This is a genomic window from Variovorax boronicumulans (genome assembly GCF_029892485.1).
Classification (GTDB): domain Bacteria; phylum Pseudomonadota; class Gammaproteobacteria; order Burkholderiales; family Burkholderiaceae_C; genus Variovorax; species Variovorax boronicumulans_B.
On the sequence record NZ_JARXVG010000001.1, the window covers coordinates 68,407 to 81,871 of the forward strand.

13 protein-coding genes are annotated in these 13,465 nt (G+C 62.5%); 6 read left to right on the top strand and 7 right to left on the bottom strand.

Annotated features, from left to right (window positions below; translation table 11 throughout):
• Positions 1-87: 87 nt before the first annotated feature.
• The 3 genes from M2282_RS00280 to M2282_RS00290 form a co-directional block, all read right to left on the bottom strand.
• Positions 88-771 (bottom strand): glutathione S-transferase family protein, encoded by a 684-nt coding sequence (locus M2282_RS00280; protein WP_280806816.1) that lies wholly within the window; start codon positions 769-771, stop codon positions 88-90.
• 67 nt (positions 772-838) lie between these two features.
• Positions 839-1,459, bottom strand: a complete 621-nt coding sequence (locus M2282_RS00285) for an isochorismatase family cysteine hydrolase (RefSeq protein WP_280806817.1) — start codon at positions 1,457-1,459, stop codon at positions 839-841.
• 30 nt (positions 1,460-1,489) lie between these two features.
• A complete protein-coding gene (locus M2282_RS00290) occupies positions 1,490-2,242 on the bottom strand; it encodes an SDR family oxidoreductase (RefSeq protein ID WP_280806818.1) in 753 nt (250 codons plus the stop codon).
• A gap of 122 nt (positions 2,243-2,364) precedes the next feature.
• Between M2282_RS00290 and M2282_RS00295 the strand changes: the two genes are divergently transcribed.
• Complete coding sequence (locus tag M2282_RS00295; protein ID WP_280806819.1) at positions 2,365-3,276, top strand: LysR family transcriptional regulator; 912 nt, start codon at positions 2,365-2,367, stop codon at positions 3,274-3,276.
• A 116-nt stretch (positions 3,277-3,392) separates the two neighbouring features.
• Here the strand turns inward: M2282_RS00295 and M2282_RS00300 are convergent, their stop codons facing one another.
• From M2282_RS00300 to M2282_RS00310, 3 genes are all read right to left on the bottom strand, one after another.
• The gene (locus tag M2282_RS00300; RefSeq protein WP_280806820.1) at positions 3,393-4,382 is read right to left on the bottom strand and encodes a zinc-binding dehydrogenase; all 990 of its coding nucleotides are present in this window, start codon (positions 4,380-4,382) and stop codon (positions 3,393-3,395) included.
• An 86-nt stretch (positions 4,383-4,468) separates the two neighbouring features.
• On the bottom strand, positions 4,469-4,825 hold the full coding sequence (locus M2282_RS00305) for an MmcQ/YjbR family DNA-binding protein (protein ID WP_280806821.1): 357 nt from the start codon (positions 4,823-4,825) through the stop codon (positions 4,469-4,471).
• Positions 4,800-5,003 (bottom strand): hypothetical protein, encoded by a 204-nt coding sequence (locus tag M2282_RS00310; protein ID WP_280806822.1) that lies wholly within the window; start codon positions 5,001-5,003, stop codon positions 4,800-4,802. The genes M2282_RS00305 and M2282_RS00310 overlap by 26 nt, the downstream gene beginning before the upstream one ends.
• A gap of 174 nt (positions 5,004-5,177) precedes the next feature.
• On the opposite strand from M2282_RS00310, the gene M2282_RS00315 reads away from it, so the two are divergent.
• Entirely contained in the window at positions 5,178-5,333 is a 156-nt protein-coding gene (locus M2282_RS00315) for a hypothetical protein (RefSeq protein WP_280806823.1), read from the top strand.
• Between the two features lie 157 nt (positions 5,334-5,490).
• Here the strand turns inward: M2282_RS00315 and M2282_RS00320 are convergent, their stop codons facing one another.
• Entirely contained in the window at positions 5,491-6,450 is a 960-nt protein-coding gene (locus M2282_RS00320) for an AraC family transcriptional regulator (RefSeq protein WP_280806824.1), read from the bottom strand.
• Positions 6,451-6,583: 133 nt separating this feature from the next.
• Here M2282_RS00320 and M2282_RS00325 point away from each other — a divergent pair, with 133 nt between their 5' ends.
• The 4 genes from M2282_RS00325 (at position 6,584) to M2282_RS00340 (ending at position 13,095) form a co-directional block, all read left to right on the top strand.
• The gene (locus M2282_RS00325) at positions 6,584-6,994 is read left to right on the top strand and encodes a YybH family protein (protein WP_280806825.1); all 411 of its coding nucleotides are present in this window, start codon (positions 6,584-6,586) and stop codon (positions 6,992-6,994) included.
• 80 nt (positions 6,995-7,074) lie between these two features.
• The gene (locus M2282_RS00330; RefSeq protein WP_280806826.1) at positions 7,075-7,845 is read left to right on the top strand and encodes an MmcQ/YjbR family DNA-binding protein; all 771 of its coding nucleotides are present in this window, start codon (positions 7,075-7,077) and stop codon (positions 7,843-7,845) included.
• A 112-nt stretch (positions 7,846-7,957) separates the two neighbouring features.
• Complete coding sequence (locus tag M2282_RS00335) at positions 7,958-8,308, top strand: TfoX/Sxy family protein (RefSeq protein WP_280806827.1); 351 nt, start codon at positions 7,958-7,960, stop codon at positions 8,306-8,308.
• Positions 8,309-8,316: 8 nt separating this feature from the next.
• Entirely contained in the window at positions 8,317-13,095 is a 4,779-nt protein-coding gene (locus M2282_RS00340; protein WP_280806828.1) for an ATP-dependent helicase, read from the top strand.
• Positions 13,096-13,465 lie beyond the last annotated feature (370 nt).

Consider the following 13,465-nt stretch of genomic DNA (forward strand, 5'->3'; position numbering starts at 1 on the left):
CGTTGTCACGCATCATGTTCCATGTACGACAGCTTTGCGAAGTCCGACGCAAACAGTGCGTCGTCCTTGAAACAATCGGCGCCCCCTCTATACAGCCGCCAGAAGCGCTTCCTTTTCCTTCAAGTGCTCGCGAAGCCGGCCTGCATAGTCTTGCGCGACGGCGGCCTGGATGCTCGGACGCCGAGCCAAGGCGTGACGCCAGTTTGCTACCCGTTTCAGCCCATCAAACACATGATGGGTGGGCTCGAAGTCGAAGTCGAGGATGTCGAAGTAGCGAAAGACCGGGGCCATGACGGCATCCACCACGCTGAAGCTTTTTCCGGCGAAGTAAGGGCCGTCCAACATCTCGCCCTCGAACCGTTCCAGTTTCTTCCTGAAGGCAGCAGCTTTGGCACTGGCTGTCTCATGGTCGGTGGCGTTCAGAAGGCCCCATGCATCCGACAACGCAGCAGAAGCGAATTCGATCCACGCACGATGTTGTGCACGAAGCAGCGCATCCTGCGGATGCAATGCCGGACTGGGTTGCAGATCCTCGAAGTATTCGCAGATAGCGACGCTTTCGAACAGAACGGACTCGCGCCCGTCGGCGTGCAAAACCTTGAGCAAAGGAACCTTGCCCGTTGGAGAAATGGCGAGAAACCAGTCTGGCTTGTCGTGAAGATCGACATTGACCCGCTCGAAGGCGATCCCTTTTTCGTGCAACACGATGGCGACACGCTGGACGAAGGGGCAGAGGGGATGACTGATGAGTGTCAACTGTGTTTGTGACATTGGAAGAACCCCAGTAAAAACAAGGCCCCCACGGATGGGGGCGGTCGCGTGGCGGAGTCGTTTGGTTTTACGACTTCAAGAACTCTTGGGTCGAGACCGCATTGCCGTAGAAAGGCAAGATGTCCGTCAGGAACGAGGCCTGCTGCTCCTGCGTGAAGGCCGCAGACGCGTCGTAGATGACGTTGGTGTGGTAGCCAAGGTCGTGCGCGTTGCGCAGCGTCGATTCCACGCACTGGCGCAAGGCAAAGCCCATCAGGTAGATGTCTTCGATCCTGTTGTTGCGCAAGTAGCTGTCCAGCGTGGTGGCTGCAAAGGCACTGCTGCCGCCGGTGCGCTCGGTGATCACATGCTCACCGGCAACTGGCTCGAAGCCTGCGAAGAATTCCGTCTGCTCGCCGAGGAAGGATTTGTAGGCGGGGATCATGCTGCGAAGACCATACTTGCCCTGGCCCATTGCCTTGTAGCCCGGCTCCAGCACCATGGCGACGTGGATCACCTCCAGGTTGCGACGCCGGGCCTCGGCGAGCACTTTCCTGGAATTCACGACCGCATCGTCGAACTGCTTGCGATCCTGGAATTGAGGATTGATGCTGCCGGTGGATGCCACCCAGTCGTTCTGATATTCGATGAGGATCAGCGCACTTTTGCGGGATTCGATGGTCTGCGCGGATGTGGAAAGCGTGTTCATGAAAGAGTTCTTTTTGAGTGTGGATTGCAGTCAGCCGTTGAGCGTGCGGCCGCCGTCGACGATGATTTCGGAGCCGACCGTCCATCGGGACTCGTCCGAAGCCAGGTACAGCACCGCCTTGGCAACCTCTTCCGGCGTGCCGAAGCGTCCGAACGGAATGGTTGCGGCGATGTCCTTGTTGGCCTGCGCGCGATAGGCATCGGGAATGCCGAGCTTGTCGTACAGCGGCGTCTCGACCGGGCCGGGGCTGACAGCGTTGAAGCGAATGCTGCGCCGAAGCAGTTCGCTCGAAAGCGTCTTCGACATGTTCAGAAATGCGGCCTTGGTTGCGGCATAGACCGACGAACGCTCCGCGCCGACGTGCGCGTTGATGGACGTATTGAGCACCACCGATGCAGGGCTCGCGAACACAGGCAGCAAAGCCTGGATCAGGAAGTACGGCCCCTTGACGTTGATGTCGAACGAGCGATCGAACGCTTCTTCCGTCCACGCTTCGATCGGCATCCAGACGGATACGCCGGCGTTGAGGAAGGCGATGTCGAGTTGGCCGTAATGAGCCTGGACGGCTTGCGCCAGCTCCTTCTGCGCGGCCACGCTGGCTGAATCGGCGCGCAGCACCAGCACTTCGCTGCCCAATTCCGCCTGCGCCTTGGCGAGGGAATCGGGATTGACGCCGGTGACGATCACACGCGCGCCTTCGGCGAGGAATTGCTTGGCCGTTTCGAGGCCGATGCCGCTGGTGCCGCCGGTGATGAGAGTACGTTTGCCTTGCAAGCGGGACATGAAGTTTTCCTTAGGTGTTCGTGGCCAACCAACATTGGCTGACCTGCCGTGGGATGAACTATGCACTCATGCCTGAATTTAAATAAGTTCCTGTTTTTGCATAAAATTCATTCCGTTAATGCATGAATTGGAATGTCACCGTGGACCGATTTCTGTTGATGAATTGCTTCGCTCGCGCCGTGGAGACGGGCAGCTTTTCCGCCGCGGGGCGCGACCTGGGCTTGGGACAACCGAACGTCAGCCGGTACGTGGCGGCACTGGAAGACCATTTGCAAACGCGGCTGCTGCATCGATCAACGCGCAAGCTCGCCCTCACGCCGGAGGGAGAGCGCTACTACGCGGAGGTGCGGCGAATCCTTGACGCCGTGCACGAGTCGGAGTCGTCGTTCAAGAAAAACGTGGACCCGTCCGGATTGCTGCGCGTTGCCTGTCCGACCGCGCTGAGCTATGCATTTGTGTTGCCGCATGTGCCCGCCTTTCTGGAGCGCTACCCAGGATTGACGCTGGACCTCCAGACCAACGACCGATATGTCAATCTGATCGACGAAGGGGCTGAACTCGCGATCCGGATCGGACACCTGGCAGACAGCGCACTGCGCGCGCGCCGCATCGGTTTGTTCGAGCGCGTGTGCGTTGCCAGCAAGAAATATCTGGCTCAGCGCGGAGTGCCCAGCACGCCCGATGACCTGCGCGGGCACGATTGCGTGATCTACACCCTGCTGTCGTCCGGTGCTACCTGGCGTTTCCGGGATACCGAGGTTCCGGTCACCGGCAGGCTTCGGGTCAGCTCCCCCGAGGCTGCGCGCGAATCTGTCAACGCGGGGCTGGGCGTCGGGTACGGGCCGGAATGGCTGTTCGAGGAAGGGCTGAAGAACGGCAATCTGCAATTGCTGTTGACGGAATATGCCAACCCGCCCGTGCCCATACAGATCGTTTATGTGGCGAACAGACTTCTTCCGAAGCGGGCCATCGTGTTCATGGATTTCATCGCCGATGCCTTTGCAAAGGTCCCGGCACTCAACGTCCGCGAATGAGTTGCCTCCAATGTGTTGGATTCCACCTATCCCTGATCCCAGATGGGAGCAATGGGATGGTCACCCCTTCCCTGTCACAGGAGGGGGTAATGGAAAGATGAACTGATTCGCGGTCGTCAGTCGAGCACGACGACATGCTTGCCGGGCGTGTGACCGGCCTCCAGATCGGATTGCGCATCGCGCACGCCTTCCAGCCCTCGGTAGACTTTGGCGACGCTGACTTTCATCCGTCCCGCAGCGATGGCTTCAAGCTGGCTGTTGAACACGTCGGCAGGAAGATCCGTCGCATCGCCGCCATAGCACGTCAGCCGGACGCCGAACGGAATGATGGAGAAAGGGTCGAACTCGGGGATCGTCCATTGGTCGCCCACAGCCCCGGTAAAGCAGGTGGTTCCATGAACGCGGACCGCCTTCAGTGTGTCGGCCAGAACGCCACAGCCGACCAGCTCCAGTGCGGCATCGACGCCCTCGGGAAAGATCTTGCGCACGGCCTCGGCGATGTTCCCGCCATCGACGACCACATGGCGGACGCCGACCTTGCGTAGCATTTCGGCCCGTTCAGAATTGCGTGTCGTGGCAATCACGGTGGCGCCCATGGCCTCAGCAATGGTCGCGGCCGACAATCCCACCGTGGAGGTGCCGCCCCGGATCAGCAGCGTTTGGCCCGCCTTCAGATCAAGCCCTGTGGTCAGCGATCCATAGGCAGTCTGGAACATTTCCGGCAAGGCGCCGACGACATCCCATGGCAGAGCCGTCTCGAACGGAATGACTTGGCCGACCGGCACCACGACATACTCGGCATAGGAGCCATCAAACAAACGCCCCATGCCGCCCATCATGGTGGCGACCTTTTGTCTCGGCTTCAGATCGCTGTCAGCGGGCGCTTCATCAACCTCGCCGACGCACTCGATTCCGGGAATGCGCGGCAAGGTCACATCGGGGGAGGACAGACCTTTGCGGGTGGTGACTTCGGATTCATTGACCCCGAAGGCCCGGATCCGGATCCGCACCCAGCCGGGTTTGATTTCCGGGACGGGACGCTCCTCCAGAATGAGGTTTTCGATTGGCCCGGCTTTGGACAGGACGATTGCTCGCATCGTTTTCATGATGAGTTCCTGGCTAGATGGGACGTGGACCGACGTGCCGGCCCCTCCAAAGGGCGACGCTGCCCGGGTGGCCCTGCGTCAGCGAACTATTTCGTGAGGTCATAGCTCTCATCGAGAAGGGAAAAGATCTCTTCCTTCGATACCGAGCCGTCGAGAACGACGGTGAGCCAGTGTTCCTTGTTCATGTGATAGGCCGGCCGAAAGCCGGGTCTGGTCTTGAGGTCATCGACATTCGCCGGGTGGCATTTGATGTCAAGGACATCGACCTCGCCTTCGCCTTTCAAGCCCAACTTGTCTCTCGAGACGTTCATCACAAGCCCGAACCATTTGTCATCATCCGAATGGCGGAGGACGGCATAGCTGCGGTACTTTTCGAAGGGGTAATCGGGCTTGGCGTTGTACTTCTTTTTGGCGTAGTCAAAGATTTCGGAACGTTTGATCATGATCAATCTCCAGAGGTGTAAATCCGAACGCCGAGGGAAGTAGAACCAGACAGCCAAAGTCTTGCTCATCTGATTTATCCGTATCAGCAAATCCTTTTCGGACGCGCGAGAAGCCGGCCGCACGCAACGGCTGCAATATCGGGCTCCGCCCCTTCATCACCAGAATCATCAGGTCCATGAAGCCTTTCCTTGCGCCCCCCGGACAGGATACGCATTCGCCGGATCAGTGACCGCGCCCACCACGAAGAGTACTGCTATGGGGAGCAGCCTACCTTCACTTAGGCGACGGGAAATACTCTCCGAGGATCGAGGCAGTCCGGCCGCACGCGCCCTGCTCCCACTGATTGATGCCTTGCGTCCGCCTTCCCACAGAGCTTTCTTCAACTTCGCGTCAAGATTCGCGAACACCTGGACGGGCTCTGCCACGCTGTTGGCGCTGGCGTTGTTCGCGCTGGTCGCTCCGCTGATCTTCAAGGGCCTGAAACGGTTCAAGGGCGACGACGCCTGAGATGCTGCAGCCCGGTTGGCCAGAGGCCCCCCACGCCTAGGCCCTGCTGCTTCGATGCGCCTGGAAGATGACCGCCATCTTGAACTCCGCCGTGTGCCGCCGACGGCGGCGCCCCCCATCAGATCGACCTCATATGTGTTCATGTGTCCGCCTCCTGTCAAGCGGGCAAATGTTTAACATTACGGTGCCCGTTGGCGATTCGGAAGTGTTGAGGCGTGCATCCGGCCATGCGCCGGAAGAACTTGCTGAAATGCGTGGCCTCCTTGAACCCGAGCTTGTCGGCGATGATCCCGACGGGCAAATCGGTATGTATCAGCAGACGCTTGGCCTCAAGACCAACTCGCTTTGAAACGAATTCCTTGGCACTGATGCCTTCGGCATCCAGCACGGCTCTCGTCAAGCTTCTCTCCGTACAGCCCATCTCGGCGGCGTAAGTGCTGATGCCTTTCCACTCGGTGAAATGTTGCTCCACCAGGTCCTTGAACAGATGGAAGCGCCTGAGCGTCGGCTGATTGCGCAGGTCATCAGGTTGCCTGCGACCGTAGGGCAAGACGACCCAGGAGAGCAGCGCATAGAACGCATGGCGCAAATGCGCCTGCATGTCCTTGACCCATTCAGCCGGATAGCCAGGATTTCCCCGCAGTTGACTCAGACCGCCCGGATCACGACGCGCCGCATCCTCCCGCATCCACTGGATGCCGGATGTTGCGCGCTCCAAGCCCTCGGCATCGAGGTGAAGGCACGCCGGTAGGCGCTCGATGTCAAACTCCGATGGACGGCTTTCGCGCGACGAGGCAGACCAGAGGAACTCCGGGCGCACCAGCAGTATCCAGCCGTCCCAATCCTCGCTCTCCCCAAAGTTATGGGCCTGTCCTGGGCGAACCACGATCAGGCTCCCGGGTTGCCCCGGGCAAGGTTCGAAGTCCAGCAACTGGATGCACCGCCCCTCCGTCACCAGAATCAGCATGTAGAACGTGTAGCCATACGTTCGGCGCATCCCCTCCTTGCTGGTTCTTCGCCGCAGCTCCGAGACCCGGAAGACCTCCAGGTCGTAGGGGTACGAACCTTCGGGTTCGTAGCGGATTTCATGTACGTGGCGTCCGGATCTTTCCATCATTTCACCAACTCGGCAGCGCCTCCCCTCGATTTCGAAGCGTGTCCGAAAAGTATCAGAATAGGACTTATTTTGCCTTTAAAAAGTAGACCATCTGCTAGAAAATGTCATTTTTAGGTCAAGACTTAAATTCGTAATGAGCAAAGACATTCAAACCATCAGTCAGGAAGTACTTGATCTGGAGCGGTCGCTTAATGAGCGCTGGAGCGCTGGCGACAGTCACGGCTACCTCGACAACTACCACGAGGACATTAGCTACTTCGATCCCCTTGTGGAAAAGCTGCTCGTGGGGCGTGATGCTGTCGTCAAACACATCCAGAAGATCTACCGGAATCCGCATATCGTGCGCAGCGAGTACCTCAACCCTCACGTCGTCGCCAGCGAGGCCGGCGACTTGGCCGTGCTGAGCTACAACCTGCGCACGTACGTCGCAAACGACAACGGCGGCGAAACGCTGCAGCGTGCCTGGAACACGACGGAGGTCTACCGCAACATTGCAGGCGCGTGCGCATCGTGCATTCGAATTGGGCGATCACGCAGTCCATGACGACAGCCTCGGCATCGTGAACACCTGGCCCGCTTCCGTTCGCGCTGGACGGTGAGAGCCAACCGACAGGAAGAGACTGCATGGATTCGGGCGCACTACTTGATTGGGCCGACACAGCCGCCCGGCAATCCCTTGGGGTCCTCGTTGATGACTCGTTCGGCGCGGACTGGCGCGCCTACAAGGTGGGTGGCCGAGTCTTCATGCTGGCGAATACGGCGCGGGGGAATGATGTGCGGGTGATCGTCAAGGTTGACCCGATCCGTTCGGAAGTCCTGCGCCTGCAGTATCCGGACATCACTGCGGGCGGGCATCGGCTGAGCAAGCGCCACTGGATATCCATCGCGCCCGGCAAGACCATCACCCGGGCGCTGGTCGATGACGAAGTACGCGAATCCTACCGGCTGGTGCAGAAGGGACTTCCGCTGAACGCAAGCATCTCGGGGGGCCAAGGACCCGGTAAGAGAAACCTTTCGCAGCGGCAGTTCCAGCCGCTCGCCCGCAAGGTGGCACTGTCGCTGCCAGACGTGAGTCACGGCCATCCCTTCGTGGAGAAGCTAGACGTCTACAAGGTCGGCGACAAGGTCTTCATGATCGTCACCGACGACCCCAACGAGCAGATCATCACCCTGAAAGCCGATCCAGAACAGGCGCAATCGCTGCGCGACCGCTTCGATACGGTGACTGCCGGACGCTACCTCGACAAGGGCCACTGGATCTCCGTCGGCGCGGGCCGAGGCATCACCCGGCAGTTGGTCACTGAACTGATCAAGACTTCCTACAGATCGGTCGTCGAGAGGATGTCGACACGCGATCGGCCCAAGGAGGGTCAATCGAAGGAAGGCGGGACATGATCATGAACAAAGTGATCACTGGCCGCCACCTTCGCGACGCCGCGGGCTCATCGAAGACAACCCACTCCCGGCCACAGGCCTGTATGACCATCTCAAGGAAAGGATCCAAGCAATGACTGAGCAATCCCGCAAGACCCAAGCATTGGCAGATCACTACGTCGACCAGCTCTCGCCCTGGGCGAAGGCCACCACCCGACAGATGTTCGGTGCCGTTGCGTTGTACCGGCACGATCACGTCTTTGCCATGGTTTGGCAAGGCGGCCTGTACTTCAAGGTGGATGATGGCTCGCGCAAGGACTACGAGGCCGCCGGCTCCCATGCCTTGGGCTACGTGAGCGAAGGCGAAGAGCACGCGCTGAAGTCCTACTGGGAAGTGCCCGCCGACGTGGTCGAGGATCGCGAACAACTGCAGCAGTGGGCCGAGCGGGCTTATCACGCGGCGGTCAAGAGCGCGAAGGACTGATCCAGGCAATGCTGCTCCCGGACACAGCGACGGCCGATCCGCTCGAGCATTTCGCGCCAGCCACACGCGCGTGGTTCGGCTCGGCGTTCCCGTCGCCCACGGCCGTGCAAGCGGCCGCGTGGGCAGCCATCGGCGCAGGTGAAAGCGCGCTGGTGATCGCACCGACCGGCTCGGGCAAGACGCTGGCCGCGTTCATGCAGTCCATCGACCAGCTCTTCCGGGAACGCGAGGCGCAGGCTGCGAGCGGCACAAACTCCCCAAAGACCTCGACACGCATTCTGTATATCTCGCCGATCAAGGCGCTGGGTACGGACGTGCAGCGCAACCTAAGCATCCCGCTCCAGGGCATCACTGCGCAACGCAAGTGCCGCGGTGATCCTGCCGTCGAGATCAAGGTCGGCATGCGCACCGGCGACACGCCGCAGGCCGAGCGCGCGAGCCTGCTGCGCCGTCCGCCCGACATCCTCATCACCACGCCCGAGTCGCTTTACCTGATGCTCACCTCCAAGGCACGGGAGACCCTGCGCGGCGTCCAAACCGTGATCGTGGACGAGGTTCACGCGGTCGCGGGCGGAAAGCGTGGCTCGCATCTGGCGCTGAGTCTGGAGCGCCTCGATGCCTTGCTGGCGACGCCGGTGCAGCGCGTCGGTCTGTCGGCGACGGTGCGCCCGGTAGAACGGGTCGCGCAATTCCTGGGCGGATCGCGGCCGGTGACGGTGGTGAACCCGAACTCCAGCCGCCACTTCGACCTGCGGATCGTCGTTCCAGTCGAGGACATGGCCGATATCCCGCCCCGCAATAGCGTCGCTGCTGGCGATGCGTCCCCGGACAGACAGGGATCGATCTGGCCCCATATCGAAGCCAGCATCCTTGACCAGGTCCTGCGCCGGCATTCGACGATCGTGTTTACCAACTCGCGCGGCCTGGCCGAGAGACTGACCGCGCGGCTGAACGAACTCTACGCCGAGCGCTTGGCCGTGGAGGAACCCACCACATCGGCAGCGCCAGGTGATCCGGCCATTCACTACCCTTCGTCCGCCGGTGGCACCAATGCCCGCTCCGAGGGAGCCGCGCCCCTGATTGCACGCTCCCACCACGGCTCGGTCTCCAAGGAGCAGCGCGGCGAGATAGAGCAGGCGCTCAAGTCGGGCGAGCTGCGCTGTGTCGTTGCGACCTCCAGCCTGGAACTTGGTATCGACATGGGTATGGTCGAGCTGGTGATCCAGGTCGCTGCCCCCCCGTCGGTGGCGAGTGCCCTGCAGCGGGTCGGCCGCGCCGGGCATCAAGTGGGGGGCACCTCGGCCGGGCTGATCTATCCGCGCACCCGACGCGACTTGGTCGACGCAGCCGTCACCGTCGACTCCATGTTGGCCGGGCGCATCGAGGCCATCGAGCCACCCCGGAATCCGCTCGACGTCCTGGCGCAACAAACGGTGGCCGCGGTCGCCGTGGAGGCAGTCGACGTCGAAGACTGGTATGCCACGGTGCGCCGCGCGGCGCCGTTCCATACCTTGCCGCGGAGCGTGTTCGACGCGGTGCTCGACATGCTGTCTGGACGCTATCCCTCCGACGACTTCGCTGAGTTCCGCCCGCGCCTGGTGTGGCACCGTGACACGGGCCAGTTGACCGCGCGTCCGGGCGCCCAGCAGCTGGCCGTTACCAGCGGCGGCACCATTCCGGACCGGGGCATGTTCAGCGTCGTCCTGCCCGAAGGCGAGGAACAGGCCGGCTCACGCCGGGTCGGTGAACTCGACGAGGAGATGGTCTACGAGTCCCGGGTGAACGACATCATCACGCTGGGAACATCTTCCTGGCGCATCCAGCAAATCACCAACGACCAGGTGGTGGTGACGCCGGCGCCGGGGCGCTCGGCCCGGCTGCCGTTCTGGCGCGGCGACGGGCTGGGCCGGCCGGCCGAGCTGGGCGAGGCCATCGGTGCCTTCCTCGCGCTGCTGGAGGGCGCTGCCGGACGTGATGGCAGTTTGGACATTACCGCTGCACTGAAGGCACGCCTTGAAGCGGCCGGCCTCGACCGCAACGCGATGAACAACCTGCTCAAGCTGGCCGGCGAGCAGCGCGAGGCAACGGGGGTGTTGCCCACCGACCGCACCGTAGTGCTGGAGCGCTGCCGCGACGGGACCGGAGACTGGCGTGCCATCTTGCATTCCCCTTACGGCAGACGCGTCCACGACCCTTGGGCGCTGGTCATCGCCGAGCGCATCCGCCAGCGCTGGAAGATCGATCCGTCGGTCGTCGCCAGCGATGACGGCATCATCGCCCGCATCCCCGACATCGACGGCCGCGTGCCCGGTGCCGAACTGTTTCTCTGCGATCCTCAGACCCTGCGCAAGACCGTCACCGACGCCGTGGCCGGCTCTGCGTTGTTTGCCGCGCGTTTCCGCGAATGCGCCGCGCGGGCACTGTTGCTGCCACGCCGCATGCCGGGGCGCCGTTCTGCGCTGTGGCAGCAACGGCTGCGCGCCGGCCAGTTGCTGCAGATCGCTCAAGGTTATCCAGACTTTCCGATCCTGATCGAAACCGCGCGCGAGTGCCTACAGGACGTCTACGATCTGCCGGCACTCGATGCACTGATGCAGCGCCTGCAGGACGGTGCGGTGCAGATCGTAGAGGTCACCACCGAAGTGCCGTCTCCCTTCGCGGTGAGCCTGTTGTTCGGGTACGTTGCGGAGTTCATGTACGAGACCGATGCACCGCTGGCCGAGCGGCGCACGTCGGTCCTTGCGCTGGACAGCGGCTTGCTCAGCGATCTGCTCGGTCAGGTCGACCTGGGGGAACTGCTCGATCCGGTGGTCGTCGATCGCGTCGATAGTGAACTGCAACGGCTGGCCCCCAGTCATCAGGCCAAGGGCATGGAAGGCGTGGCCGATCTTCTGCGTCAACTTGGGCCAATGACCGTGAAGGAAGTGGCGCGGCGCCTCGGCGACGGCGAGCAGGCCCAAACCTACCTCACCGACTTGGAGCGAGAGGGGCGGGTCATTCGGGTGTCGATCGCAGGCAGCAGCCTCTGGGCCGCTGTCGAAGATGCCGCCCGGCTGCGTGATGCGCTGGGGGTCACCCTGCCAGCCGGCCTGCCAGGGGTCTTCCTCGGATCGACGCAGGCGCCGCTACGCGATCTGCTCGCGCGATACTCGCGCACTCGTGCGCCCTTCAGCACCGGCGAAGCCGCGAGCCGGTTCGGCCTTGGGGTCGCCGTGGCGGACGAGGCGCTGGAGCAGTTGTCGAACCAACGCAAGCTCCTGAAGGGCAACTTCGGCGTCGAGCGTCGCCTCGAAACGCAGATGGCCGACGCTGGCATCCATCCGCTGGCACGCCACGAGTGGGTGGGCGATGAGGTGTTCAAGCGCCTGCGGCTGCGCTCCCTCCAGGCCGCCAGTCAGGCAACCCGGCCGGTGCCGCAGCAGGCCTATGCGCGCCTGTTGCTGGAGAGGCAGGGCTTGGTGCCAGAGGCCGCGGGGAATCTCGCCGTTTCCGGCCGATCTGCGAGTGTTGGTGCGCTAGAGGGAATCGACGGGGTGGCCCGTGTCATCGAACAACTCGCCGGCGTCGCGCTACCGGCGTCCCTATGGGAAAGCCAGGTGTTTCCCGCCCGCGTGCGGGACTACGCCCCGGGCATGCTCGATGAGCTGATCGCCACGGGCGCCGCGCTCTGGTCCGGCCATGGACGGCTCGGTGAGGATGACGGACTGGTGGCCCTTCACCTCCAGGAATTCGCCGCAGAGACGCTTCCGCCACCGCCAGATGCCGATCCGGCGGCTTACCTGTCGCCCCTGCAACAGAAGATCCTCGGCAGCCTAGCGAACGGCGGCGCGTATTTCGTGCGCCAGCTCACAGCGCTGGCGTCGCCCCCCCTGCAGGCCGGAGAACCCGCCTCGACGTCCTCGGACATCCATGCCGCGCTCTGGGGTCTTGCCTGGGGCGGTCATGTCACCGCCGACACCTGGTCGCCCTTGCGGGCCTACTATGGCGGACGCCCCGCGCGGCGCTCGCGCCCCGCCCTGAACTCCCAGCGACGCAGAGGGCTTCACGGATCGCCCTACGGCGAGCGCATGTCTGCGGCTGGGGCATCCCCCGCTTCTCTCTCTCCACTCAGTGATCCGACCCTCGCAGGCCGCTGGTCGCTGCTGCACCCTGAGCCGGGAAACGACACCGCCCGGGCATTTGCACGGGTCGAATGTCTTGTTGACCGCTACGGCGTAGTCACCCGAAGCGCGGCGGTGACCGAGGACATCCCCGGCGGCTTTCCGGCCTTGCGGCCGGTGTTCCGCGGCATGGAGGACGCAGGCCGGATTCTGCGCGGGCGCTTTGTCGAAGGCCTGGGTGCGGCCCAGTTCGCCGAGCGCGTGACCGTAGACCGACTGCGCGAACTTGCCGGAGCGCCGTCGGCCGAGCCCGTCGCGGTGTCGCTGTCCGCCGCAGACCCCGCCAATCCCTTTGGAACGCTTCTACCTTGGCCGTCCCATCCATCGAGCACGCGCCCGGTGCGACGCACTGGGGCCTTCGTCGTCCTGGTCGACGGACGCCTGATGTTCTATCTCGCGCAAGGGGGACGTCACTTGCTCAGTTATGGCGATGCGGAAGCCGTCGCCATGGCCAGGCCGCTTGCCGCAGGCCTCACCTCACTGGCAACTGCATTGAAAAGGGAAAGGCATGCGGCTTTCACCTTGGAGCGAGTGGACAACCAATCGACTTACAAGAGCCCACTTTGCGCGGCGATCCGCGCTATCGGGTTCTCCAGCGCGCCAAAAGGTCTAGCCTGGTATGCATGACAAAGCATTCAACACCCCCCGTACTCCGACGTGGACTGAATATGGAACAGAGGATTGCGGGCGGTGGCGCCTGACAGGGGGAAGGAGCCCATAGGAAGTCGGTCACCCGTCGTTGCCGACGCTTTGGCTGCGCTAGAAGGGACGAGCTTGCCTGCGGCACTGGGGGCGTACGCAGTTCACCTAACCGGCGTCAATGCCACACGTGCTCAACGCGCCCCCGGTAAGAAAGTAGGTGCACCTTGCAAGGAGACTAGTTACCTTGCTTCGAAGGCAACGATTGCGTCAATGGGCCGCAATCTTCATGCTTGTATGCTCCCGCGCATCTATGTGGGTGCGATCTTACGCAACGGAGAAGGCCAAGCAGCCGTTA